The sequence below is a fragment of the Radicibacter daui genome, assembly GCA_030657355.1.
In the GTDB taxonomy this organism is placed as follows: domain Bacteria; phylum Pseudomonadota; class Alphaproteobacteria; order Radicibacterales; family Radicibacteraceae; genus Radicibacter; species Radicibacter daui.
Genome location: CP131056.1, coordinates 2,961,536 through 2,985,956, shown reverse-complemented (window position 1 = coordinate 2,985,956; position 24,421 = coordinate 2,961,536). Strand labels below are relative to the sequence as shown.

The window sequence follows — 24,421 nt, the reverse complement described above, 5'->3', positions numbered from 1 at the left end:
GGCAAATATGAAACGCCGCTTGCAAAGCTGCCGGCCTGAGGGTTCAGGCCGGCAGCTTTGTGAGGCTCTTTATCAGGCGCCGGCGGCGGCGCGTTCTGTTGCCGGGGCCGCCATTCCGGCAACCTCCGGCGGGCAATCGACCGGCGTCACCATGGCCTGCACGATGTCGGAGAGGGTTACGCGGCCAAGCGGCCGGCCATCCTCGTCAACTGCCAGCCCTTCGCTGGCACCGATGCCGGTCAGGCGGCGCACCGCCTCGTCCAGCAACAGGCGGGCCGGCAGGCGGGGCAGACCGGCCGGAGCCGCAGCAGCCTCCAGCGGCTGCATGATGTTTTCAACCAGCAGCACGCGGCTGCGGTTCACTTCCTTGACGAAGTTGGCGACATAATCATCCGCCGGCTTCAGTACGATGTCCTGGGCCGTACCTTTCTGCACCACCTTGCCATCGCGCAGGATGGCAATGCGGTCGCCAAGGCGCAGCGCCTCGTCGAGATCGTGGGTGATGAAGACGATGGTCTTGCGGATTTCCTTCTGGATATCGAGCAGCACCGTCTGCATGTCGACGCGGATGAGCGGGTCGAGCGCGGAGAAAGCCTCGTCCATCAGCAGCACGGGGGCATCGTTGGCAAGGGCGCGGGCAAGGCCTACACGCTGCTGCATGCCGCCGGAAAGCTGGTTGGGGAACTTGTTCTCGAAGCCCTTGAGGCCCACACGCTCGATCCAGCGCATGGCGACATCCTGCCGCTCGGCTTTGGCAACGCCGCGCAGCTTCAGGCCATAACTGGCATTGTCCAGAACCGTCCAGTGCGGCAGCAGGGCGAACTTCTGGAACACCATCGCCGTCATGTTGCGGCGGAAATCACGCAGTTCCACCGGCGACATCTGCATGATGTCGATGCCGTTGACCGCCACCACGCCGGAGGAGGGTTCAATCAGCCGGTTGATATGGCGGATGAGGGTGGATTTGCCCGAGCCCGACAGGCCCATGATCACCTGGATGATGCCGGCCGGGATATCGAGATTGATGTTGCTAAGCCCCAGCACATGATTGTGCTCCAGCAGCTCTTCCTTGGTCATGCCCCGGTGCACCTGCTCGATGAAATCGAGATGGCGGGGCCCGAAGATCTTGTAGACGCCCGCAAGGCGGATGCTGGCGCCGTGGATGTTGTCTGCCGGCTCAGCCATGGGCGACCTCGCGGTGTTTCTGCAGGCGGCGGCCGAAGGCCTGGCTCACCCGGTCGAAGATGATGGCGATGCCGACGATGGCGAAACCGTTGAACATGCCGAGGGTGAAATACTGGCTGTTGATGGCGCGCAGCACCGGCTGCCCCAGCCCCTGCACGCCGATCATCGAGGCGACGACAACCATGGAGAGCGCCATCATGATGGTCTGGTTGACGCCGGCCATGATGGTGGGCAGCGCCAGCGGCAGCTGCACATTGACGAGGCGTTGCCAGGGGGAGGAGCCGAAGGCATCCGCCGCTTCCAGCGTCTCGGCATCGACAAGGCGGATGCCGAGGTCGGTGAGGCGGATGACCGGTGGCACGGCATAGATGACGACGGCGATAAGCCCCGGCACCTTGCCGATGCCCAGCAGCATGACGACGGGGATGAGGTAGACGAAGCTCGGCATCGTCTGCATCACATCGAGCACCGGCGACAGCACAAGACGCACGCGGCGGAACCGCGAGGCGATGATGCCGATGGGAATGCCGATGATGATGGAGGTGATGGTCGCCACGATGATCATGGCGATGGTCTTCATCGTGTCATCCCACATGCCGAGATAGCCGATGAGAAGCAGAGCGGCGGCAGCGCCGACGACGATGCGCCAGTTGCGGCTCGCGAGCCAGGCCAGCAGCAGGATGAGGCCCAGCGTGACCGGCCAGGGCGCGCCGGTCATGAATTTTTCCGCCGCGATCATGAAGCTCTTGAGCGGCTCGAACAGCGCCTCGAACACGTCGCCATAAGCGCGGGTGAAGCTGCGGAAACTCTCGTCGATGGCGCGCTTGATCGCCGTCAGGCGCTCCAGATCCATCGCGGGAAAATTGGTAAGCCAGTCCATGGGCGTGGGTGTCCCCGGTTGCTGGGGGAGGCGCTGCAACGGCGCATCCCTTTATTATGCCACAAGATAATCGGGCTCAGGACCTGAGACGGGCAGCCGTGCCCCCGCTGACTTTAGTCTGTGGTCCTTGCCTTGCCGGAATATCGCTTCTGTCGGGAACGGGTATCAGCCCGGCGCCCCCGCGCCGGGCTGGTACGTTTCCGAGAAACCTCAGATCAAAGCCCGGCCTTGATCTTGGCAGCGGCTTCGGGGCTGACCCAGCCGGCCCAGTAGTCCGGGTTTTCCTTGAGGAAGTGCTTGGCACCGACCTCGCCGGTGGCCTGGTTGTCGGTCATCCAGGCCAGCAGCTTGTTGACGGTGTTGTTGTCCCAGGCACGCGTGGCCAGATAGTCATAGGCCGGACCGCCGGCCTTCTTGAAGCTGTCGGTCACCACCGTATAGACCTTGGCACGCGGCCAGGCGACGGGCTTGGGATCGGCGCAATCCGGCTTGATGATGCAGTCGTCCCATTCCTTCTGGTCGAACTTGACGCCGTCGCCCTGGCTCAGCTTGACCATGTCGTACTTGCCGAGAATGGCGGTCGGCGCCCAGTAATAACCGAGCCAGCCTTCCTTGCGCTCATAGGCCTTGGCGATCGAGCCGTCGAGGCCGGCGGCCGAGCCGGTATCGACCAGCACGAAGCCCTGGTCGGCAGCCTTGAAGGCCTTGAAGAAGGCGGAGGTGGTGATCTGGCAGCCCCAGCCCGACGGGCAGTTGTAGACAGCGCCCTTGGAGCTGTCTTCCGGTGCCGGGAATAGTTCCGGGTGCTTCAGCGCTGCCGGCACGGAGGTGATGTCCGGATGGGCATCCGCCAGATATTTCGGGATCCACCAGCTTTCCTCGCCGCCGTCGGAAAGGCTTTCGGAGGCGTAATGCAGGCGGCCCTCGGCAACGGCCTTGTCCAGCGGTTCGCGGATGGCGTTGACCCAGGCTTCCGGCGCCACGTCCGGTTCGCCCTTCTCGATCATCGAGGTGAGGGTGGGGGTGGTGTCGCCGGCCACCAGCTCGGCATCGCAGCCATAGCCTTTGGAGAGGATGATCTGGTCAACCCAGGCCAGTACCTCGGCGGACTGCCAGTTCATGTTGGCGATGGTCACGGTGCCGCATCCGGCAGCTGCCGCCGGATGGGCGGAGAGAAGTGCGCCAGCCGCCAGCCCGGCCGGAACGAGAAGGGTCGTCAGCAGTTTTTTCATCTGATTGTTGCTCCCTGTTCTTGCTTGAGTGCCCGTTCGTCTTTGAGTGCCCTTTCCGCTGCCGCCTTGCCGGGAATGGTCCCGGACGGCAGTGGTCCCTGAATGAAGGCGGCGCGCTGGCGGGAATGATCTCTCCCGCCGGCACTGAAATGCCGCCTTGCCTGTTAAAAATCGTCCTGCCCGGCCGTGGCCGTCATGGCGGCAAGGCGCACCGGTGTATCGGCCGCCAGGCGCGTGATGATCCAGTTGCGGAAGAGGGCGATCACCGGATCGTCCAGATCTTCCGGGTGGAGGGCGAGGAAATAGCCATATCCGTCACGGTACTCGATATCGGACGGGACGCCGAGACGCCCGCTCTCGATTTCTTCGGAAAACATGTCGATATCGGCCAGCACCACCCCATGGCCGCGCTCGGCATACTGAACGGCAAGCGCCAGCGTATCGAAGGTAATGCCCCGTGCGCTGTCGAGCGAAATGCCGGCCGAGCGGGCAAACTGGCTCCAGAGATGGCTGTTGTCCTGCCCGTCGATGCGCACGTGCAAAAGCTCGTTTTCCTGCAGCAGCGCTTCCAGCGGCCGGCCGGCAAAGCGCCGGGCGAGTTCCGGCGAGCAGACAGGGGTGACCCGCTCCATCCACAGCAAATCCTGGATGGCGTCGCTCACCTTCGGCCGGTCATAGGTCACGGCCACTTCCACCGCCCGGCTCGGGAGGCCGGTGCCGTAGGTGGAGGAAATGTCGATGGCGATGGCGGGATATTCGGCGCGGAACTCGTGCAGCATCTGCATGCCGCGCCGCTGCAGGAAGGTGGGCGGCATATGGACGCGCAGCAGGCGCTGTTTGCCGGCAGCCTCGCTCTTGATCTCGTTGAGCGTCTGCTCGATGCGGTCGAAGCTCTTGGCGACCACCGGCAGCAGCTTGGCGCCGGCCTCGGTCAGCGAGATGCCATGCGGCTTGCGCTCGACCAGCTTTTTGCCGAGCAACTCCTCAAGGCTCATCACGTGACGGCTGAGCGCACTTTGCGTGACATTGAGGGATTGGGCACCGGCAGTGAAGCTCTGCCGGCGGGCAACGGCATCGAAGGCGCGCAGGGCATTCAGCGGCAGCCATTTACGATCGATCACCGGGCGTCCCATCCCTACGCTGACCGGAGCAGAGGCTCCGGAAAGTCAAAACAAATGCCTGCACCCGCAAAGAGTACATGCACCCTGGAACCGGTGGTTCATCCAACCCGAAACACACAAAGGAGGCTTATGCCTTTCTGGAATGGGATCATGAGGTCATGTGTAGGGCCCCTCCAATGCTTTTTTGTGAATGGCATATGACAAATTGAAATTTTCCCGCGTCTTTTGCCGATGACATGCTGGCCCCGGAATTTCTTGTCCGGGCCATGTCGGGAGCAATCATGACGCATGTCGGTTTTGTGGCGAGTGCCCTTGCCTCGGAGGGTGAGAGACAGGCATTTGCCCGGAGACTCGGGGATTTGCTCGCGACCAGACCCGCCGGCCACTCCCTGCCGCAGGCCTTCTATACCGATCCCGCCGTTCATGATTTCGATATCGAGACCGTGTTCGGCCAGTGCTGGCTGATGATCGGCTTCGAGGTGGAACTGCCGAGGCCCGGCAACTATCTGGCACTTACCATCGGCCGCACCCCGATCATGCTGGTGCGGGGGCGGGACGCGGCGCTGAGGGGCTTCTTCAACAGCTGCCGCCATCGCGGCGCGCAAATCTGCGCCGATGGAGCCGGCCGGTCGGCCCGCATCACCTGCCCCTATCATCAATGGACCTACGAGCTGGATGGCAGCCTTGTCCATGCCGGGGCGATGCCGGAGGGTTTCGACAAGGGCATGCATGGCTTGAAGCCGCTGGCAGTCGAGGTTGTGGCCGGGGCTATTTATGTGTCGCTCGCGGACAGCCCGCCCGATTTCACCGCCTTCCGCGCCGATCTGGAGCCGATGCTGGCGCCCTTCAATCTCAAGGACGCCAAGCTTGCGCACGAGATCACCCTGGTCGAGAAGGCGAACTGGAAGCTGGTGATGGAGAATGCGCGCGAATGTTATCACTGCGCCGCCTGCCATCCGGAGCTCGGCATTACCTTTCCCATCGGCATCTCGCCCAATTTCAGCGCCGATGAAGGCGCGCGGCTTGCCGCCTATCGCGACCGGATGACGGCAGCCGGCCTTACCGTCGGCCCGGCGGACGGGCCGTGGTGGCAATGCGCGCGCTTTCCGCTCAATGAAGGCTGCGTCTCGATGTCGATGGACGGGCAGCCGCTGGTGAAAAAGCCGCTGATCGAGGCTTATGGCGGCGATACCGGCTCCTTCCGCTTTGCCATCGAGCCACATAATTTCTGCCACGCACTCGGCGACCATGTGTTCATGTTCTCCGCCTATCCCACCGGGCCGGAGGAGACGATCGTCGTTGCCAAATGGCTGGTGCACAAGGATGCGGTCGAGGGTGTGGATTATGACGTCCCGACGCTGATCCACACCTGGGACCAGACCAACCGGCAGGACCGCGATCTGGCCGAGAACAACCAGCGCGGCGTCAACGGGCGCGGTTATATGCCCGGACCTTATAGCCAGGAGGCCGAGGCGCTGGTGCTGCGCTTTGTCGACTGGTACGCCGCGCATGTGGCGGCCACGGTGGAGACGGCGCTTGCCGGCGTGAATGGCACCTCGCCGACCCTGGTGGAAGTGGCGTGAGCGTCGCCGTGATCGAGCCCCCTGTTCCGATGGCAGAGACCGGGCCGGCCTTCTGGTCCGGCGGCGGCGATGCGCTGGTGTGCACGGGCGTGGCGGCGGAAGTGCCGGGCGTCCGGACCTTCACTTTCCGTGCTGCCTCCGGCGCGCTCTTTGATTATCGCCCCGGCCAGTATGTGACGCTGGGCGTGCCGGTGGCTGAAGGCGCCATCCTGTGGCGCAGCTTCACCATTGCCAGCGCCCCGGTGACGGGTGGCGCTGCTACGCTTGCCCTGACCATCAAGGCGCAGCCCGGCGCCCGCGCCACCGGCTGGCTGCACCAGTCGCTGCGGCCCGGCATGAGCCTTGCCGCGCGCGGGCCCTTTGGTGATTTCCATCTGGATGACGCCGGGGCGGCAGCGGCGGCGCGCCCGCTGATGCTGATCTCCGCCGGCAGCGGGGCAACGCCGATGGCGTCGATGGCCCGCTGGCTGGCCGGTCAGGAGAGCCGGCGGCCGGTGCATTATTTCCATCTGGCCCGCACGGAAGGCGACCTGCTCTTCCACGCCGAGATGACGGCCTTTGCCGCCAGCCGGCCGCACTGGCAGCTCAGCTGGGTAACCAGCGAGCGCGAGGGACGGCCGGATGCCGCCCGTCTGGCGGCGAGCCTGCCCGGGCTTGGCGGCGCAGAGGTGTTCTGCTGCGGTCCCGCCGGTTTCGTGGGCAGCGTCGCGGCCGCCTTTCAGGCGGCGGGCGGTGATGCCGCGCTGTGGCGGGAAGAGGGGTTTGGCGCCAATCCCGTGGGGCCGGTGGTGCCGGAAGCGCCGGTGCCTGCCGAAAGCGCCCCGGCTGCTGGCGGTCTTGCGGTGCGCATCGAACCGCTCGGGCGCGAAATCACCGTCAGTGCCGGCGAAACGCTGCTGGAAGCGGCGCTGCGCCAGGGCGTGCCCATCCCCAGCTCCTGCCGCAAGGGCCAGTGCTCTACCTGCCGGGTGCGCAAACTCTCCGGCGAGGTCGACATGCAGGACGATGGCGGCCTGTTCGAGGACGAGATCGAGGCCGGGGACATCCTTGCCTGCTGCTCCCGTCCGCTCACCCCGCTTACCATCAAGATCGGCTGACCCGAGTTGACCCAGATGAAAGACACTCCCGCTGCCGGCCATAACGGCCTTGCCCTGCATGCCGAAACGCTGGCGATCAGCCATGGTTATGATCCGGCGATGGTGGGCGGCGCTGCCAAGCCGCCCGCCTTCATGACCTCCACCTTCGTCTATCCCTCGGCTGCTGCCGCCAAGGAGCTGCATCAGGCCTTCTTCGACGGCACCACCACCAGCCTTTCCGGCCATATCTATGGAAGGCTCGGCCACCCCAATCTCGACATGGTGGAAAAGCGCCTTGCCGTGCTGGATGGCGGCGAAGACGCGGCGGTTTTTGCCAGCGGCATGGCGGCGGTCAGCGCCACGCTTTTATCGCTGCTGTCGCCGGGTGACACGCTGCTGCACAGCAAACCCGTTTATGGCGGCACCGACATGCTGGTGAACCAGGAACTGGTGCGCCTTGGCATTCGCCCCTTCGGCATCAGCGACGGGGTGGATGAGGTGGCAATGGCCCGCACGGCGGAAGAGGCGCTGGCGACCGGCCCCGTCGGCCTCATCTGGCTGGAAAGCCCGGCCAACCCCACCGCCGCCATCGTCGATATTCCCGCGGCCGTGGCGCTTGCCGCCCGGCTCGGCGCCCGGCAGGGCCGCAAGGTGCCGGTGGTGGTGGATAATACCTTCCTCGGCCCCTTCGTGCAGAACCCGCTGGCGCTGGGCGCTGACCTCTGCATGACCTCGCTGACCAAATATGCCGGCGGGCACAGCGACCTTCTGGCCGGCGGCATCAGCGGTGCGCGCGAACTCACCAGCCGGCTCAAGACCTTTCGCACGCTGGTGGGCTCCACGCTCGATGCCCATTCCAGCTGGCTCCTGCTGCGCTCCTTCGAGACCATGGCGCTGCGCACCGGCCGGGCGGAGCAGAATGCCGCCACGCTGGCCGCTTTCCTCCAGCGTCACGCCAAGGTCGGCTCCATCACCTATCTGGGTTTCCTGCCCGAAGGCTCCCGCGAGCGCGAAGTGTTCGAGCGGCAGTGCCGGGGAACCGGCTCCACCTTTTCCTTCCGCATCAAGGGCGGCGAGGCGGAGGCGTTTCGTTTTCTCGATGCGCTCCGGGTGCTGCGCATGGCCGTCAGCCTCGGCGGGACGGAAACGCTCATCTGCCATCCGGCCAGCACCACCCATTACGCCGTGCCGCGCGAGCGGCGGGAGGCCGCCGGCATCGATGACGGCACGCTGCGCGTCAGCGTCGGCATCGAACATGTCGATGACCTGATCGCCGATCTTTCCCAGGCGCTGGAGGCAATCTGATGCCGGAGGGGCAAATGCCGGACGCTGTCGACGTCAAATCGCTGGTGGGCAAGTTCGCCCCGCCGGAAGAAAACTTTGACCTTGTGGTGGTCGGTGCCGGGCCTGCCGGGCTTGCCGCCGCCATCACGGCGGCCAAAGCGGGCCTCAGCGTAAAACTGGTTGATGAAAACCCGGTCTCCGGCGGGCTCATCGGCATGGATATCCCGCTTTTTTACGGCGGGCGGGCCAGCGCGGCGGTGCAGGAAAAGGAGCGCATGGTCGAGCGTATCTTCGCCGCCAGTCCCGGGCTTGAAGAAGCCTTCGAGCTGGGTGTCGATGTCGCGCTCGGCACCTATGCCTGGGGCGCCTGGGCCGTGCAGCCCGGCCTTGCCACGCTGCCCGGCGATGTCATCGGCCTTGCCGATGAGGAGCGGGCCTGGCTCACCGGTTTTTCCCATCTCATCGTCGCGGCGGGTGCGCGCGATCTTGTCTATTTCTTCGACGGGGCGGATCAGCCGGGGGTTATGGGCGGCCTCGCGCTGCACGCACTGCTGACGCGTTATGAAGCTTTTGACGGCGAGCGGGTGGTGATTGCCGGCAGCGATGATTTTGCCCTGTCGCTGGCTGCCCTGTTGCTGGAACGCGGCATTGCCGTTACCGGGCTTGTCGAGGTGGCCGGGCAGCCGCTGGGCGATGCGGAAAGCATCGCCGCGCTGAAGGCGCTGGGCGTGCCGGTCTATACCGGCCATGTCATCAAGGCGGCCGGGCGCGGGGCCTTTGGCGTCGAGGGCGTGAGCCTTGCGCCGGTTGCGGGCGGGCCGGAGGTGCAGCTGGCGGCAGACACAATTTGCCTTGCCATCGGCCGTATTCCCGCCATCGAGCTTCTGGAGAGTGCCGGGGTTGCCACCGCCATGGTTGGCGGGCGCGGGGGCTACGTGCCCGTCAGCGGCGATGGTATCTCCACCAGCCATCCGGCGATCTTCATGGCCGGCGACTGTGCCGGGCTTGAGGCCGGGCCGGAAAGCAGGCTGGCGGGGGAGGTACAGGCGGCGGCTTCGGGGGAAGCTGCCGCCCGTGCCGTGCTGCGCTCGCTGGGGCGGGAAGGCGGCGAAACGCCGCCGCCGCGCGCCGAAGCCGGGCCCGATCTCGTCGCCCATCGCCAGCGCTGGATGGCGGCGCTGGTGGAAACCGGTGGCTGCAATGTGCTGGCCTGCCAGTGCGAGGAGGTGAGCCGCGCCGACCTGCTGGCCGTAAGGGCGCCTGCCTATCTGGGCGCGCCCTCGCCGCAGGCGTTGAAGCGCAATCTCCACACCCTTGCCGCCGACGGCCCGCTCAATCACGACCAGATGAAACGCCTGACCCGTGTTTCCATGGGGGCGTGCCAGGCGCGGCGCTGCCGCGAGCAGGTGTCGATGCTGATGGCGCTGGGTGCCAGCATTCCGGTGGAAAAGGTGCCGCTGGCCGGTTACCGCGCCCCGGTGCGCCCGCTGCCGCTTGCCGTGCTGGCAGCGCTGGAGGAGCCGGCGGTGATGCGGGCGGAATGGGATGTGTGGTTCGGCATCCCGACCCAGTGGGTGCCCTATCGCGCCATCGGCACCGAGCGCGAGGCGGAGATCATCCGTTTCGCCAAGCATATGTGAAGCGGGAGGCCCCGGATCATGGCGGTTATCGCAAAAGCGTCGGTGGTGGTGCTGGGCGGCGGCGTTTCCGGCCTCTCGGCCGCCTGGTGGCTGGCGCGCTCCGGCGTCGATGTGCTGGTGGTGGACAAGGGCATCGTCGGCTGGGAAGCCTCGGGCCGCAATGGCGGCGGCTGCTCACATTACAACAGCGCGCTTTTCCATGAAGAACAGCGGCTGTGGCCGCAGATGGACGAGCTGCTGGGTTACCCGACGGAGTACCAGCGCGAACGCATCATCTTTGCCACCAATGAAGACCACTTGAATGCCTATCACCAGATGGGCCGCACGATTGGCGAGCTGGGCTATGACTGGGACAAGCTGGATGGCCAGCAGGTGCGTGAGATGGTGCCTCTGGCCGGGGACAATGCCCTTGGCGGCATTCACCTGAAAATCGGCGGCCATGCCAACCCGCAGCGCACCGTGCAGGCCTATGCCTGGGCCTTGCAGGATCTGGGCGGGCGGATCCTCCAGCACACCCCCATTACCGCCATCACCCTCAAGGGCGGCAAGGTCAGTGGCCTGTCCGGGCCGCTCGGCGAGATCGAGTGCGACCATCTGGTGGTCGCCGCCGGGCCGCAGGGCGGGCGGCTGCTCGCCACCATCGGGCTCCAATTGCCGGTCGCAACCGCCCGCGCCGAGATGATCGTGACCGAACCCGTGCCGCTGATGAAATGGGGCGGAGTGGATGGCAACGGGCTTTATGGCCGCCAGACCCTGCGCGGCAATCTTGCTTATGGCGGCGGCCCGCATGAATGGATCGACCTGCCGCCGGATGGTGAAAAATTGCCGCGCCCGACAAGCCCGCTGGTGGCCGCGCTTGCCCGCCATCTTTATGAGCTGTTTCCCAAAGCCGGCCATGTGCGTGTCATCCGCAGCTGGGCCGGGCTGATCGAAAATACGCCGGACGGGCGTCCGGTAATCGACCGGCTTTCAGAGCCCGGCAATCTCACAATCTGCACCATGTCGGCGGTGGGTTTCGGCCTGTCGCCCGCCACTGGTCATGCCCTGCGTGATCTGGTGCTGGAGGGTAAATGCAGCTTTGCCGACCTCACCCATTACCGCCTGTCGCGTTTTGACGGTACCCCGGCGGACTGGGCAGAGCGCAAGGGTTGGGCCGCGCCAAAAGCGCCGCTTGCCGCCACCGCTGCAGCGTGAGAGTTTCAAGCCAAATCAGGGCCGTAAGGCAAAATCCTCAAGCAAATAACGGGGCGTTCGGGACGTGGCGAAACAGGGCGCAAAACAGGGCAGGGTTCTGGTGGTCGGTGCCGGCATTAACGGGCTTTCCACTGCCTGGGGGCTCGCGCGGCGGGGTTTTGAGGTTGCCGTCTTCGATCAGGGCGCCATCCCCAACCCGGTTTCCAGCTCGTTCGACGAACATCGCGCCACCCGCCATGCCTATGGCGAGATGCATCGTTATGCCCGCATGATGCCGGCGGCCTTTGCCACTTATGAGCAGATGTGGGTCGATATCGGCCGCAGCCATTATGATCCGGTCGGCCTCGTGGTGTTCCAGCGCGAGGATGACAGCTGGATCAATGCCTCCCTCGCCGACATGGACGAGATGGGCATCGGCTGGCGCGAGATCGAGGTAACGGCAGTGCCGGAGCTTTATCCGATGATCGCGCCGGAGGGCCTGACCCGCGCGGTGGCGATGGAAGGGGCAGGGGTGCTGTTTCCGAGCCGCATCGTGACCGATCTGGTGGTGCATCTGTCGCTGAAGGGTGTTGCCTTCCACGCCAACACCAAAATCGCCGCCATCGATCCCGAGACCGCCAGCCTGACGACGGCGGACGGCAAACAGCATCAGGGCGATTATATCGTCATCGCCGCCGGCGCCTGGGCCACAAGGCTGGTGCCGGAGCTGGCCACTGAAGCAACACCCTCCCGCCAGGCCGTCATCTTCGTCGCCCCGCCGGTGGAACTGGCCACCCAGTGGCAGGTGGCGCCCGTCTTCTTCGATCTCGGCAAGGACAGTGGCACCTACACCCTGCCGCCGCGCCCCGGCACCCGCCTCAAGATCGGCGACCATGAATTCACCCGCCGGGGTGATCCCGATGGCAGCCGCATCGCCGATGACGGCGATGTCGAGCGCCTGATGAAGGCCGCCAGCCTCTCCTATGCCGGGTTCGAGCGGTACAGCGTGCTGGAGCGCAAGGCGTGTTTTTACACGGTGACGGATGATGAACGTTTCATCGCTCGCCCGATCGGCCCCAAAGCCAGCCTGCTGTCAGCCTGCTCCGGCCACGGTTTCAAGCTGGGAGCGCTGATGGGGGATTTGATGGCCAAGGGCATCGCCCAGGGTGAGCCGTTTGTGCACTAATCCAGTTCGGGCCTGAGAGTCTCGACCTCGGGGTTGGGAACCATGCCTGTGACATATGTGAGGCAGCTATGGTTATATTGTTTTGGGGGAGGTCCGCCATCATCAACTTCATCCAGGCGCGAATTTGATTATCTGAGGTAACGTGCCTCCTTTTGAGTCGATTTAGTTCGAACTCATATCGAGTCTCGGCAACATGAGCGCGGCCTCAAAGATGTAAGGATCTGAAACTTTTAGCATGGCCATGAAAGCTGGCCGAACTTCAGACCTTTGATCCCTGCGGGTCTCTGGCTCGGCTGCCCCCCTGCAGCCTGCTGTCAACTTGCCCTCACTACGGCCTAGCCTGCCCTGCCATGGGCACACGCATGCGCGCTATGGAGCTTCCGGATTTGTTGGGCGGATATAAGTGGGCTTGGCGTCGCCTCGCTAAACACAATCCTTAAAGGGAGTTGATCGAGCCCCATACTTTGGAGCATCGAATAATCGGGTCACAGAAGTACTTTAGCTTAAAGTGCGCCGCTTCGTATCGCGTCAAGTATTCGCGTATCGGCACAGCAGCCACCGTCGATAACTTCCTGTCCATATCCTGAATGCATGTGCGAGCGGCCCCCAGAGGCTGAGGCTGCGTCAGTTATAAATGCTGCGCGCGACAGATTACGGAATGTGGTTCCCAATGGTAGAGGATTATGGCAATATGAGACGATCCAAAATGGCATGAAGTGCACAGGTAAGGTGCGTGCTTACTGAAATTGTCTACATTCCCATGTGTGGCGATAGTAATATTGGGTCAATTTAAACGCATATGTATTAAATCTGTAGTGGGGTAGCGACATGGCCGAAGCTGTAGAAAAAATATCCCCATCATTCGCTGTAAAGGCTGCGACATACATGTCGTTAATTTCTTTGACTATATCGCTTATTGCTGGGTCGTATGGCTTGTATGATACGTTTGTGGTTAAAAAACAGAAAGAACGTGATGAGGCGATTTCTGATGTGAGGGCCGCAGTCAAAAGGCTAACTGAAATTAATGCAATGTCTATTACTGCATTTATGAACAAGCCTGAGGCGGGTATGTACATATCTCAATCAAGTAATCCAGAGAAAATAGCCTTACTTGCTTTATCTGATAAGATAATATCTCAGACAGAAAAAAAAGGAATCGTAAATCAAATAGATGCAGGTACATTTTTTCTCCTTGCTTCGGAGCAGTTGAATTTCGGTAACGCACTACTTGCAAATAAATATGCTAATTATTCTGTATTGTCATCAGGGGGGAATAAAGCGATTGAGGCCGAGGCTTTAAGAATAGAGGCGAGATCTAAATTTGCGCCGAGTTCTATACAAGACAGAGAAGAAGGGCGGCGGATTTACAATAAGGCAAGAGACATGGTGAGGAATTTTTCATCTCTGGTGAGTCCTCAGGTGGAAATAAATATTGTATCTGATCTTATGGTTTCGGAAGCAAATTTTGGAGACTGTGAAAAGGCAAAAGATGCTGCCAAGGAGATTGTAAGTATAGCTCAAAATGGTGGTATATCTCAGAAAACTCTTTCCGTTTTTTTTCAGCCAATGAAAGCTAATAGTTTAAAGACATCTCAATGTATTGGAGAGATATTATAATATGTAGACAATGAAATTGCGTATATTGGAGGGGTGCGATGGTTTCTCGGAGATCCGTGATGTTTGGCTTGGGTGCGTCTGCATTAATTAATCCAAGGGCACGGGCAGATATGTGGTGTAACGAGCCCGTACCGATTCCGATAGATCCATTTGGGCATTTTATTGTTGGCCAGCGGTGCCAAGTGGGTCTGTCTTACGTAAATCCAGTTGCGCGGCAGAGGAAATCTCAGTGGTGTTGGGCAGCATCTATTAGTGGAATATTTAGTCAGCACGGCTTTAAAGTGTCTCAGGAAATAATAGTCGATGAAATATACGGTGGCGACGTGAACTTACCTGCCTGGGGTCCGACTATAGCCTCAGCTACGTCGAGAAGTTGGGTAACGGATGGCGAAAGCGTAAGTAGGTCATTTGACGCTGATTGTCAGGTTTTGCTTGATTCCCAGTTTGGCGTGCGAGATTTATACACAGCAAATGTTGTTGGGGAGGAGTTGGCGAGCGGAAATCCATTAATAATAGGATGTGTTGGGCACGCTATGGTTTTAACTGCGATTACATTCGATCAGTTCAACAATGGCACTTACAATATTGTCGAGGCTATTGTCCGAGATCCGTGGCCTGGGAACCCTTCCAAGCGTATGCTTACAGCGCAGGAGTGGTGGGGGACTCAGTTTCTTGCCAAGGTCGAAGTGACTGAAAACTGAGATCTCATTTTTGTAAAATGTTTCCCGCACTGGATCTTATTAATATTAAGAGGCTGGATTTTTTTTGAAATAATAAGAGTTAATTTTAATTTAAGGTATTTATTTATCTATTATAGCTAATTATTGTGAATTTTTTGCTGAGTTGATTGGATTGTCGGACCGGGGCTGTTTGGCGGACTGTCTGCCTACATCCTGCTGATTTGTTCCTATTGTAACCGGCACCCGCCGGGTATAAGTCCCAGATCATGACCTCCTCATCGCCCCGCACCATTCGCCGTCTGCCTGAAACGCTGGTCAACCGCATCGCGGCCGGCGAGGTGGTGGAGCGGCCAGCGGCGGCGCTGAAGGAACTGGTGGAAAATGCGCTCGATGCCGGCGCGACCCGCATCGAGGTGGCGCTGCGCGATGGCGGGCGTGGGCTGATTTCCGTGACCGATAATGGCCATGGCATGAGCCCGGAAGGCCTCGCGCTGGCGGTCGAGCGCCACGCGACCTCCAAACTGCCGGATGATGATTTGCTGCGGGTGCAGTTCCTCGGCTTTCGGGGTGAAGCGCTGCCTTCCATCGGCGCGGTGAGCCGGCTTACACTGACGAGCCGGGCGGCAGGCAGTGACGAGGCCTGGGCGCTCAGTGTCGAAGGCGGGGTGCGCGGCGAGCCGATGCCGGCGGCGCTGTCGCAAGGCACCCGCGTTGAAGTGCGCGACCTGTTTTATGCCACGCCGGCGCGGCTCAAATTCCTGCGCGCAACACGCACGGAAGCGGCAGCGGCGGTCGATACCGTCGAGCGCCTCGCCATGGCGCATCCTTTCGTCAGCTTTACCATCGATGCCGAGGGCAAGAGCCCGGTGCGGCTTTCCGCGCAAGGCCGGCTGATGGGGGCGGACGGGGACGAGGAGGCGCTGTTCGAGGCGCGCCTTGCCCGGCTGGGCGCTGTGATGGGGCGGGATTTTCAGGAAAATGCCGTGCGGGTGGATGCACGGCGCGAGGGGCTGAGGCTCACCGGTTATGCCGGCCTGCCGACGCTCAACCGGCCGACGGCGCAGTACCAGTATCTCTTCGTCAATGGCCGCCCGGTGCGGGACAAGCTGCTGCAGGGCGCCGTGCGCGGCGCCTATATGGATTTTCTGGCGCGTGACCGTCATCCGATGCTGGCGCTGTTTCTGGAAGCCGACCCGCTTACCGTTGACGTCAATGTGCATCCGGCCAAGGCGGAGGTGCGCTTCCGCGACCCTGGCCTTGTGCGCGGGCTCATAGTGTCGGCGCTGAAGCAGGCGCTGTCAGGCGCCAGCCATCTCGCCACCACCTCCAACGCTGCGCCGGCGCTTGCCAGTTTTCAGGCCGGGCTGGCGCAGGGCGGGGGCGCCATGACGCTGCCGCAGCGTCCGCAGGTGCCCGTGAACGGCTGGGGCGGGGGCAACTGGCGGCCGGCCACGCCCTCTGCCGCCGAACGTCAGGGCGCCTATGAGTGGGGCGCGCCCCCGGGTCCGGCCGGCGGCGGTTTTGCCGAACCGGCACAGGCGAGTTTCATGGAGGCGCTGCCGCCATCGGCGCGCACCGAGACCGTCGCTTACGATGAAGATGGTGTGGTGGCCGAGGCGCCGGCGAATGAGGCGGCTGTGCCGTTCACCGCCCATCCGCTGGGCGCGGCGCGTGCGCAGCTGCACGGCACCTATATCGTGGCGCAGACCGAAGGTGGCATGGTGCTGATCGACCAGCATGCCGCGCATGAGCGCCTCGTCTATGAGCGCTTCAAGGCGGCCTTCGTCGATGGCGGCGTCAAGCGCCAGGGCCTGCTGCTGCCCGAGGTGGTGGAGCTGGAAGGCAGCGGCGCCGAACGGGTGCTGGAACGCGCGGAGGATTTGGCCGAGCTTGGCCTTGTGGTCGAGAGCTTTGGCGAGGGCGTGGTGGTGGTGCGCGAAGTGCCGGCGCTGATTGCCCACAAGCTCAATGTCCAGCAGCTGGTGCGCGATGTGGCGGATGAGCTCGCCGAGATGGAAGCCAGCCTTACCTTGCGCGAGCGGCTGGACCGGGTGTGTTCCACCATGGCCTGCCACGGCTCGGTCAGGGCGGGGCGGGCGCTGACGGTTGACGAGATGAACGCGCTTTTGCGCGAGATGGAGCGCACGCCCGGCAGCGGCCAGTGCAACCATGGCCGGCCCACCTACATTACCCTCAAACTGTCTGACATCGAGCGGCTGTTCGGCCGTTCGTGAGCAGTGTTATGGTGAACGGGCGTGAGGGAGCCGGCCTTTTTGCCGGCCTGCCCGCGCCCCCGCCGTCTGTGTCTCAAGTGCTGCAATTGCCCAGTGTCCCTGACCGGAAGAGAGCCAGCCCATGACCGCCACCCCGCCGGAGCCGCCCGACCTCAATCTCAGCCTTGAGCAGCTGGCCTATATTGCCGTCAAGGCACGGGAATTTGACGTCAAGGAAGAGGCAACCGATCCCGATTCCGGCTCTGACGGGCCGGACGATATGGAGATCGACGTGCTGCAGGACGGGCTGGATGACGCGACGGCCGAAGAACTGGCCGGCGCGCTCGGCGAACTCAATGATGACGAGCAGGCTGAATTTCTTGCCATCCTGTGGATCGGGCGCGGGGATTATGAGGGCAGCCAGTGGGAAGAGGCGCTGGATGAGGCCACCGCCCGGCCGGGGGCCCGCTTCGTCTCCTATTGTCTGGCACAGCCTATGCTTTCCGATTTCATCGAAACCGGGTTGCAGGAACTCGGCATCGATATATCGGACTATGAGAATGCGCATCTCTGATCCCGCGTGCCGCCATGCGTGAGGCGGATTCCCTGCCGTATCGCCCCGCCATCCGCCAGGCGCTTGCCGCCTGGCACCCCGACCTTGAGCCCGACCCCGACGAGGAGGGGCTGGAAGGGACTGCCGGGCGGGCGGAAGAAACTGCCCGGCCCGAGACGCCGGAAGAGCAGATATTGACCTATGAGCCGGTGGCCGAGCCCTCCGGCCCCGGTGCGCCGGGGCCGTTGCCGCGGTGGGTGCCTTGGGCTGCGGGCGGCGGCGCCTTGCTGGCTCTGCTTGCCGCCGGCCTTGCCGGCACCGCGCTTTTCATCGTGCTGACCCGGCCGGTGCCGCCGGCCGGGCTGGCAGCGCAGCTCACCCGGCTAGATCAGCAGCAGGCCGACATTACAGCCCTGCGCAACCGCCTTGCCGATCTTGACGAGCGGCAGTCTGCTGCCGTGCGTTCCTCCGTGGAGCTGACCGCCCAGTTGGGTGAGCTCGATAAACGGGTGACGGCGAGCGTCCGGAAGGCGGTTTCCACCCGGCAGGAGGATGCCGCCAGCCTTGCCGCCGGCCATCCCACCATCCAGCCGGGAGACCAGATCAGCGTTTCCACGGCCGGCGTCACCGTCTATGCCGAGCCCAATACCGGGTCGGAGGCGCTGCTGCGCCTCAGCCTCAATGACCGGGCGACGGTGGTTGGCAGTTTCCTCAGCCTGGCGGAAACGCGCTGGTACCAGATCCGGATTTTTGGTCATCCGCGCTTCAATACTGGCTGGGTGGCAGAACGCGAACTCTATCCTTAAGTAAAAACCCCTATCCTTTTGAGCGACCTTTAATAAACCTTTCTTGATCTGTGTCACCGGAACCGGGGCTGTTAGGCTTTAAGGATTACAGACCTGAGCATCCTGATGTGCAGAAGCATTGCGGGGTGCTATCCTGACGTCTGGTGGCACGCCGTTCGTAAGAGCATGGTTCTGCCCGGCGTAGCCCAGTCCCGTGGCGGAAGATGACTGCAACCCGCTTCACCCTGTCTTCAAGGCTCATTGCCGGCCTGCTGATCGTCTCGGCAGCGACGCTCATCTTTGGCGTCTATAACCTCAACAGCGATCTGCACGAGGCAGAAGCCACCTCCGGGCGCAACAGCCTTAACCTCGCCCGTGCCATCGAGAGCGAGATTACCCGCAGTGTCGAGCTGTATGATCTGGCGCTGAACGGGGCGATCGATGCCCTGAAGCTGCCGGGCATCGATGCGGTGAGCCCGGAAATCCGCCGCTATGTGCTGTTCGACCGATCGGCGGCCAAGCCCTATTTCGGTTCGATGTTTCTGGCCGACGCCAGGGGCAACTTCATCGACACTGCGTCCGGCGAGAATACCGGCGGCGTGAACATAGCGGACCGCGACTATTTCACGGTCCAGCGTGAACGGGACGGTATCGGGCTATACCTGAGCAAACCCTTCACCAGTCGTCTGCGCCACAATGAAACGAGTGTGGCCCTCAGCCGCCGCCTGCCGGATGTCGATGGCAAGTTTGCCGGCATCGTCGCGGCAGTACTGCGCATGAACTACTTCCTCGACCTCGTCCACCGCATGCGGCTGGAGGGGGATTCCGTTATCACCATCCTGCGTGCCGATGGCACCATCCTGGTGCGTGAGCCCTCCGCCGATGGCAACGCCGATACCGGGCGGCAGCTTTCCTTCGATAGCCAGCTGCTGACAGCCTTCAGCCAGAGCGAGGGAACCTTTACCCGTCCGTCGCTGGTGGATGGCGTGCGCCGGGTCTACAGCTTCGTGCGGCTCAAGGATGTGCCGGTCATCGTGGTGATCGGCCAGTCGGTGGAAGGCATCCTCACACGCTGGTGGCAGCGGGTCTGGCTTTTTGCCGGCATCGGCCTTGTTCTGGGGGCGTCTGCTATCACGCTGTCTTTGCTGCTACGCCGTGAATTCCGCCGCCGGATGGCGATGGAAGACCAGCTGATGGCGATGGCCCGGGCCGACGCGCTGACCGGCCTTGCCAACCGCCGTGCCTTTGACGATTGCGCCCAGCAGGAATGGGCGCGCTCCATGCGCACCCGCCTGCCGCTCTCGGTGCTGATGATCGATATCGACGCGTTCAAGAACTTCAACGACCGTCACGGTCATATGAATGGCGACATCCTGCTGGTGGCGGTGGCGAAGCTGATCGCCAGCCGTGCCCGCCGGCCGGCCGATCTGGCGGCGCGGTTTGGCGGCGACGAGTTTGCCCTCATCCTGCCGGAAACCCCGCCGGAGGCGGCCGAGGCCATTGCCCAGAGCCTGCGCGAGCAGGCCGAGGCGACCGGGCGCGAGGGCGGCAGCGAAGCGAGCCGCATCACCCTCAGCATCGGTCTTGTCAGCGCCGTCGGCACCTCGGACCAGACGATTGGCGGGCTTGTGGCGGCAGCCGATGCTGCGCTCTATGAGGCCAAGCGTTCCGGCCGCAACCGTGTTGTTGTTGGCAGGATCTAGAGGCCACCGTTTGGCTAAAGGCTCAGGCCAGGCTGAGGCGCACCCGGCGGTTCTGTTTGCCCTTCTTTTCGATGGCGGTGATGAGTGCGGTGCCGATCTCCCCGGTCGAGCGCACATGGGTGCCGCCGCAAGGCTGCAGGTCGAGCCCGGCAATCTCCACGAGGCGCACCTTGCCGGTGCCCATCGGCGGCTTTACCGACATGGTCTTGACGAGGCCGGGATTGGCTTCCAGTTCCTCGTCGCTGATCCAGCGTTCGGTAACCGCTGCATCCTTGATGATCATCTCGTTGAGGCGCTTGCTGAGCTCGTCCTTGTCGAGCCCGGCTTCCGGAATGTCGAAATCGAGCCGCCCGTCACCATCGCCGATGGCGCCGCCCGTCACCGGATAAGGCAGCACAACGGAGAGCAGATGCAGCGCCGTATGCACGCGCATGCGCGCATAACGCAGCGGCCAGTCGAGGATGAGTTCCACCGTCTCGCCCGGCTGCGGCAGCGCTTCGGGCGCGATGCCGCTGGTCTGGTGGCGGATATGGTCGCGGCCGGCGCCGTAGACGGTATTGGCGATGGCAATCTCGCTGCCATCGGCGCGGCGCAGGGTGCCGCTGTCGCCGGGCTGGCCGCCGCCCTGGGCATAGAAGACGGTGCGATCGAGTTCGATGCCGCTGTCATCGACGGAGAGAACGCGCGCGGTGGTCTCGCGCAGATAGGCATCGGCCCTGAACAGGAGATCGGTCTTCATGGCGTGGCTCGGCTGGCTGGCAGGTCGGGCGGCAGGGTCTTGCCGGTTGCCGCACGGTAACGTCCCGGCACCGGGGATGAAAGGCGCTTGCATCCGGCTGCCGTCGGTAAAATCGCCCCAATGTGAACGGGCTCTCGCCGGTGAAGGTTGCGGCCCCGGGCGGCGGGAGGCTCAGGCCGCCGGGCGCTGTGCCGGCAGCAGCAGGGGCAGGCCTGCCAGCAGCAACGGGATGCAGGCAATCGGCACCACCATCAGGAACCCGAACTGCTTGAAGCCGAGCGCGCCGATGAGGGCGCCGACGAAATAGAACCCGACCAGCGCCAGCAGCAGCAGGAGCTTGGCCTTGTCGGCCCGTACCGGCGGATAGGGCAGGCCGGTATCTGCATCCACCGCGCCATTGATATAGCCGAGCTTGCCGAACTCGATGCCGATATCCGTCACCATGCCGGTCAGATGCGTGGTGCGGATGCGGGAGGAGGAGATCTTGGTGATGATGGCGTTCTGCTCACCCATGATGAAACAGAGCAGCGGCGCCGTAACGGCGACGAAGAAGGGCAGATCGCCGCGCAGGGTGCCCAGAAGGCCGAAGACCATCAGCAGGACGGCTTCCAGCAGCAACGGCAGGGAATATTGCCGTTCCGGCGCATGGCGCCGCCCCCAGTTGATGAGAATGGCCGAGGTGGCAGCGCCGGCGGCAAAGGCAATAACGGCGGCGATGCCCGCCAGCACCAGCGCCGTTGCACCCAGCACCAGATCGTCGGCGATGGCGGAGATGATGCCGGTCATGTGCGAGGTGTACTGACCGACGGCGAGAAACCCGCCGGCATTGAGCGCGCCGGCGATGAAGCAGAGCGTGCAGCCAAGCTGGGCGTCGGCGCGCGCATCCCGGGCAGCGGCAGTGACGCGGTGAAATCCGTCAGGCAGGCGGAAGCGGGCGGTGGCGGCAGAAGGGTGGCGCGGGCTGGCCGGCATGGCTCACCAGATATCGGGGCGCAGGATCGCCTCCCGAAAGGGGCGGCGGAAATCCTATTTCCGGTCGCCGCAGGCTTCCTGTCAATGCGCTGTAATATTAAGGAGAAGATGTATATTTTATATCTATTTAAAATAATGGCCTGTGCTGTTAGGCTTCCGGTAGCCGGTTTCTGGCTCCAATCGGGGCGTGCCGGTGAATGGGGGGAGTCTTCAAAAGTCTGGAGGCTCTGACATGCAGCTCAGCATCGTCGACAATCGCAGCGGCACCAACAATCCGGCCATCTATTTCGGCATCATCGGCCAGACGGCCGGCGGTGAGTGGGGGTATGTATCGGCATCGAGCGGCGATTTCGCTGCCGCACCGGCACCGCAGCCGGGCAACAGCTTTCCGGCAACGGTCGATTTCATGCCGGCGGCGCAGGCATTGCAGCTCAATCTCGCCGGGCCGATCATTGCCGGACGGTGCTTTCTGTCGCTCGGGCAAGGGCTTTCCATCCCGATCAGCAGCGTGGGCTTCGTCGGTCCGGATTTTCTCGACACGCAGAGCCCGAACGGGTCGATCACCTATGACAAGATCGAGTTCACGCTGAACGGTTCGGGGCTCAACTGCAACACGACCTGTGTGGATTTTTTCGGACTGTCGCTGACGCTGGCCCTTTCCGGCAGCAGTGCGGCCGGCCCGCTCGGTTTTCAGCTCTCCCGCGACGCCATCATGGGCAAGTTCGGCGGAGTGCCGGTTTCGAGCCTCGTTTATTCGCAGCGGATCCTGAGCCCGGGCTCTCTCAACGGTATCGATTGGCTCAAACCCTATATCGATGAGTGCTGGAAACACTGGACACAGGCAAACCCGCTTGAGCTGACCGTCAACGGGCTGAGCGTTAGCGGATATCCCGATGCCTCGGGTACCTTCGTTTTCACCGGGGACCAGTCGCCGCACACCGTAGGCAAGCCGAGTTCCTATGAGGTGTTTTCCTGCTCCGGCGTCTTTCAGCCGCAAGGCAGCGGCAGCGCCGGGGCCATCGACGCCGGCATCAAGCAGATGATGGTCACGGCGATCAATCGCGGCATGTTCACGAAAAGCCCGTCGCACTGGGGCGATCACAAGATGTTCTATCGTTACAGCCCGCCGGACTATCTGGGGAGCAATCCCTATGCGGCCATCCTGCATTCGCTTGGCGTCGGCAAGCTCTGTTATGCCTTCGCGTGGGACGATGTCGAGAATGACTCAACCGACATGAGCGGCAGTCCTGCAGATCTGATGACCATCACGCTCTACTGAGCCTGAAGGGCGTCCGGACCGGGTTTGCAGGCCGGTCCGGACGTTTTTGCGGCAGTGCACACAAAATTGCGGTTGACCCCGGGGCCTTAAGGGCGGGAAGTCGCGACCGGCAAGGGATGAACAATCCTGCCCTGCCGGCTCGCTCTTTGCCGGCAGCTCTTCAGGGCAACAGGGGACGTGCCAAGGGATGGTTGATATTGAAGAGGCGCTGGCGGGGGCCGGCACCGGACGGTTCCAGTACCGGTTGCTGGGGATCTTCGGCCTTGTCTGGGCGGCCGATGCCATGCAGGTGCTGGCGGTTGGCTTTACCGCGGCGTCGCTGGCCGGCGGGTTCGGCATGTCGGTGCCGGAGATCCTGCAATCCGGCACGGTGTTCTTTCTCGGCATGATGATCGGCGCGGCGCTTTTCGGCCGCCTGGCTGACCGGATCGGCCGCCGCCGAGTGCTGCTGCTGATGGTGGCGCTTGATGCCCTGGTGGGGCTCGCCTCCGCCTTCTCGCCGACTTTCCTTGTCTTTGCGGTCTGCCGCTTCATCGTCGGGCTTGCCGTCGGCGGCATCCTGCCGGTCGATTATGCGCTGATGGCCGAGTTCCTGCCGGCAAAGAGCCGCGGGCGCTGGCTGGTGGCGCTGGAAGGTTTCTGGGCCGTTGGCACCGTGGCCATCGCGCTTATTGCCTGGGGGCTCAAGGCCGGGGAGGTCGCAGACCTCTGGCGCTGGGTTGTCGGGCTCATCGCCCTGCCGGCCTTTGCCGGATTTGCCTTCCGCCTCGGTATTCCGGAATCGCCGCGTTTCCTGTTGCAGCAGGGCCGGATTGCCGAAGCCGAGCTGATCATCAACCGGGTGCGTATTACCAATGGCGCCGAGCCGCTGGCGAATGGCGCCCTGTCGCCCGAACTGCGTTCGGACATTGCCGCGCGTGGAACCGCTGCCAGCCTGCTGTCGCCGACCTTGCGCCAGCGCACGCTTGCCATCATGGCGGTGTGGTTCCTGGTGTCGGTTGCCTATTACGGCGTCTTCCTCTGGATCCCGGCCAAGCTCGCCGGCCAGGGTTTCGGCTTCGTGCGCGGTTATGATTTCCTCGTGCTGCTGGCAATCGTGCAGCTGCCGGGATATGCGCTTGCCGCCTACGGGGTCGAGCGCTGGGGCCGCAAGGCGACGCTGGCGGGTTTTGCCCTCCTGAGCGCGGTCGGCTGTTTCCTCTTCACCCTCGCAGCGTCGCCGGCTCTCATCGGCTTTTCGCTCTGCCTGATGAGCTTTGCGCTGCTGGGCACCTGGGGCGCGCTCTACGCCTTCACGCCGGAGCTATATCCGACGGCGAGCCGGGCGACCGGCATGGGCATGGCCGGCGCCATGGCCCGGCTTGGCGGGCTTGCCGCTCCCTCGGCGGTGGCGCTGGTGGTGACCGACAGCATGACGCTGGCGGTTGGCATCTTTGCCGGCCTTCTGGTGCTGGCAGCGCTCGCCACCCTTGCCGTGGGCGTGGAAACCCGCAAGGCGGCGGTCGGCTGATCTGCCGGCA

The 24,421-nt window shown here is 63.2% G+C and carries 19 protein-coding genes; 13 read left to right on the top strand and 6 right to left on the bottom strand.

The window, feature by feature from the left end:
- Positions 1-72: 72 nt before the first annotated feature.
- The 4 genes from QTL98_RS14080 to QTL98_RS14065 all read right to left on the bottom strand — a co-directional run bounded on the left by QTL98_RS14080 (position 73) and on the right by QTL98_RS14065 (position 4,418).
- The gene (locus QTL98_RS14080; protein ID WP_445679098.1) at positions 73-1,185 is read right to left on the bottom strand and encodes a quaternary amine ABC transporter ATP-binding protein; all 1,113 of its coding nucleotides are present in this window, start codon (positions 1,183-1,185) and stop codon (positions 73-75) included.
- Complete coding sequence (locus QTL98_RS14075) at positions 1,178-2,065, bottom strand: ABC transporter permease (protein WP_445679097.1); 888 nt, start codon at positions 2,063-2,065, stop codon at positions 1,178-1,180. Before QTL98_RS14075 ends, QTL98_RS14080 begins: the two co-directional genes overlap by 8 nt.
- A gap of 215 nt (positions 2,066-2,280) precedes the next feature.
- A complete protein-coding gene (locus tag QTL98_RS14070) occupies positions 2,281-3,297 on the bottom strand; it encodes an ABC transporter substrate-binding protein (protein WP_445679096.1) in 1,017 nt (338 codons plus the stop codon).
- A 164-nt stretch (positions 3,298-3,461) separates the two neighbouring features.
- Positions 3,462-4,418 carry a LysR family transcriptional regulator gene (locus tag QTL98_RS14065; RefSeq protein ID WP_445679095.1) on the bottom strand — a complete coding sequence of 319 codons (957 nt, stop codon included), beginning with the start codon at positions 4,416-4,418 and terminating at the stop codon, positions 3,462-3,464.
- 359 nt (positions 4,419-4,777) lie between these two features.
- Here QTL98_RS14065 and QTL98_RS14060 point away from each other — a divergent pair, with 359 nt between their 5' ends.
- The 11 genes from QTL98_RS14060 to QTL98_RS14010 all read left to right on the top strand — a co-directional run bounded on the left by QTL98_RS14060 (position 4,778) and on the right by QTL98_RS14010 (position 19,911).
- Entirely contained in the window at positions 4,778-6,001 is a 1,224-nt protein-coding gene (locus QTL98_RS14060; RefSeq protein WP_445679094.1) for an aromatic ring-hydroxylating oxygenase subunit alpha, read from the top strand.
- Positions 5,998-7,098 carry a flavin reductase family protein gene (locus QTL98_RS14055; RefSeq protein ID WP_445679093.1) on the top strand — a complete coding sequence of 367 codons (1,101 nt, stop codon included), beginning with the start codon at positions 5,998-6,000 and terminating at the stop codon, positions 7,096-7,098. Before QTL98_RS14060 ends, QTL98_RS14055 begins: the two co-directional genes overlap by 4 nt.
- A 15-nt stretch (positions 7,099-7,113) precedes the next feature.
- Positions 7,114-8,382, top strand: coding sequence for a cystathionine gamma-synthase family protein (locus QTL98_RS14050; RefSeq protein ID WP_445679092.1), 1,269 nt, complete (start codon positions 7,114-7,116; stop codon positions 8,380-8,382).
- 14 nt (positions 8,383-8,396) lie between these two features.
- On the top strand, positions 8,397-10,001 hold the full coding sequence (locus QTL98_RS14045) for an FAD-dependent oxidoreductase (protein WP_445679091.1): 1,605 nt from the start codon (positions 8,397-8,399) through the stop codon (positions 9,999-10,001).
- Between the two features lie 18 nt (positions 10,002-10,019).
- Entirely contained in the window at positions 10,020-11,195 is a 1,176-nt protein-coding gene (locus tag QTL98_RS14040; protein ID WP_445679090.1) for an NAD(P)/FAD-dependent oxidoreductase, read from the top strand.
- 64 nt (positions 11,196-11,259) lie between these two features.
- On the top strand, positions 11,260-12,360 hold the full coding sequence (locus QTL98_RS14035) for an NAD(P)/FAD-dependent oxidoreductase (RefSeq protein ID WP_445679089.1): 1,101 nt from the start codon (positions 11,260-11,262) through the stop codon (positions 12,358-12,360).
- 828 nt (positions 12,361-13,188) lie between these two features.
- The gene (locus QTL98_RS14030) at positions 13,189-13,977 is read left to right on the top strand and encodes a hypothetical protein (RefSeq protein WP_445679088.1); all 789 of its coding nucleotides are present in this window, start codon (positions 13,189-13,191) and stop codon (positions 13,975-13,977) included.
- Between the two features lie 946 nt (positions 13,978-14,923).
- Positions 14,924-16,891 (top strand): DNA mismatch repair endonuclease MutL, encoded by a 1,968-nt coding sequence (gene mutL / locus QTL98_RS14025; protein WP_445679087.1) that lies wholly within the window; start codon positions 14,924-14,926, stop codon positions 16,889-16,891.
- A gap of 121 nt (positions 16,892-17,012) precedes the next feature.
- A complete protein-coding gene (locus QTL98_RS14020; RefSeq protein ID WP_445679086.1) occupies positions 17,013-17,444 on the top strand; it encodes a DUF3775 domain-containing protein in 432 nt (143 codons plus the stop codon).
- A gap of 14 nt (positions 17,445-17,458) precedes the next feature.
- The gene (locus QTL98_RS14015) at positions 17,459-18,229 is read left to right on the top strand and encodes a hypothetical protein (RefSeq protein ID WP_445679085.1); all 771 of its coding nucleotides are present in this window, start codon (positions 17,459-17,461) and stop codon (positions 18,227-18,229) included.
- A gap of 203 nt (positions 18,230-18,432) precedes the next feature.
- Positions 18,433-19,911: a sensor domain-containing diguanylate cyclase gene (locus tag QTL98_RS14010; RefSeq protein WP_445679084.1), complete on the top strand. Its 1,479-nt coding sequence runs from the start codon at positions 18,433-18,435 to the stop codon at positions 19,909-19,911.
- Positions 19,912-19,933: 22 nt separating this feature from the next.
- Here the strand turns inward: QTL98_RS14010 and QTL98_RS14005 are convergent, their stop codons facing one another.
- The gene (locus tag QTL98_RS14005) at positions 19,934-20,650 is read right to left on the bottom strand and encodes an alanyl-tRNA editing protein (protein ID WP_445679083.1); all 717 of its coding nucleotides are present in this window, start codon (positions 20,648-20,650) and stop codon (positions 19,934-19,936) included.
- A gap of 171 nt (positions 20,651-20,821) precedes the next feature.
- A complete protein-coding gene (locus tag QTL98_RS14000; RefSeq protein WP_445679082.1) occupies positions 20,822-21,622 on the bottom strand; it encodes a YoaK family protein in 801 nt (266 codons plus the stop codon).
- Between the two features lie 232 nt (positions 21,623-21,854).
- On the opposite strand from QTL98_RS14000, the gene QTL98_RS13995 reads away from it, so the two are divergent.
- Both QTL98_RS13995 and QTL98_RS13990 read left to right on the top strand, forming a co-directional pair.
- Positions 21,855-22,901: a beta-1,3-glucanase family protein gene (locus tag QTL98_RS13995; protein ID WP_445679081.1), complete on the top strand. Its 1,047-nt coding sequence runs from the start codon at positions 21,855-21,857 to the stop codon at positions 22,899-22,901.
- Between the two features lie 187 nt (positions 22,902-23,088).
- On the top strand, positions 23,089-24,411 hold the full coding sequence (locus QTL98_RS13990) for an MFS transporter (protein ID WP_445679080.1): 1,323 nt from the start codon (positions 23,089-23,091) through the stop codon (positions 24,409-24,411).
- Positions 24,412-24,421: the final 10 nt, after the last annotated feature.

Excerpts from the sequence above, each read along its gene's own strand:
- QTL98_RS14075 (WP_445679097.1), bottom strand. The coding sequence starts at position 2,065 with ATGGACTGGCTTACCAATTTTCCCGCGATGGATCTGGAGCGCCTGACG.
- QTL98_RS14015 (WP_445679085.1), top strand. The coding sequence starts at position 17,459 with ATGCGTGAGGCGGATTCCCTGCCGTATCGCCCCGCCATCCGCCAGGCG.
- QTL98_RS14080 (WP_445679098.1), bottom strand. The coding sequence starts at position 1,185 with ATGGCTGAGCCGGCAGACAACATCCACGGCGCCAGCATCCGCCTTGCG.
- QTL98_RS14070 (WP_445679096.1), bottom strand. The coding sequence starts at position 3,297 with ATGAAAAAACTGCTGACGACCCTTCTCGTTCCGGCCGGGCTGGCGGCT.
- QTL98_RS13990 (WP_445679080.1), top strand. The coding sequence starts at position 23,089 with ATGGTTGATATTGAAGAGGCGCTGGCGGGGGCCGGCACCGGACGGTTC.
- QTL98_RS14050 (WP_445679092.1), top strand. The coding sequence starts at position 7,114 with ATGAAAGACACTCCCGCTGCCGGCCATAACGGCCTTGCCCTGCATGCC.
- mutL (WP_445679087.1), top strand. The coding sequence starts at position 14,924 with ATGACCTCCTCATCGCCCCGCACCATTCGCCGTCTGCCTGAAACGCTG.
- QTL98_RS13995 (WP_445679081.1), top strand. The coding sequence starts at position 21,855 with ATGCAGCTCAGCATCGTCGACAATCGCAGCGGCACCAACAATCCGGCC.
- QTL98_RS14020 (WP_445679086.1), top strand. The coding sequence starts at position 17,013 with ATGACCGCCACCCCGCCGGAGCCGCCCGACCTCAATCTCAGCCTTGAG.
- QTL98_RS14045 (WP_445679091.1), top strand. The coding sequence starts at position 8,397 with ATGCCGGACGCTGTCGACGTCAAATCGCTGGTGGGCAAGTTCGCCCCG.
- QTL98_RS14010 (WP_445679084.1), top strand. The coding sequence starts at position 18,433 with ATGACTGCAACCCGCTTCACCCTGTCTTCAAGGCTCATTGCCGGCCTG.
- QTL98_RS14005 (WP_445679083.1), bottom strand. The coding sequence starts at position 20,650 with ATGAAGACCGATCTCCTGTTCAGGGCCGATGCCTATCTGCGCGAGACC.
- QTL98_RS14040 (WP_445679090.1), top strand. The coding sequence starts at position 10,020 with ATGGCGGTTATCGCAAAAGCGTCGGTGGTGGTGCTGGGCGGCGGCGTT.
- QTL98_RS14030 (WP_445679088.1), top strand. The coding sequence starts at position 13,189 with ATGGCCGAAGCTGTAGAAAAAATATCCCCATCATTCGCTGTAAAGGCT.
- QTL98_RS14000 (WP_445679082.1), bottom strand. The coding sequence starts at position 21,622 with ATGCCGGCCAGCCCGCGCCACCCTTCTGCCGCCACCGCCCGCTTCCGC.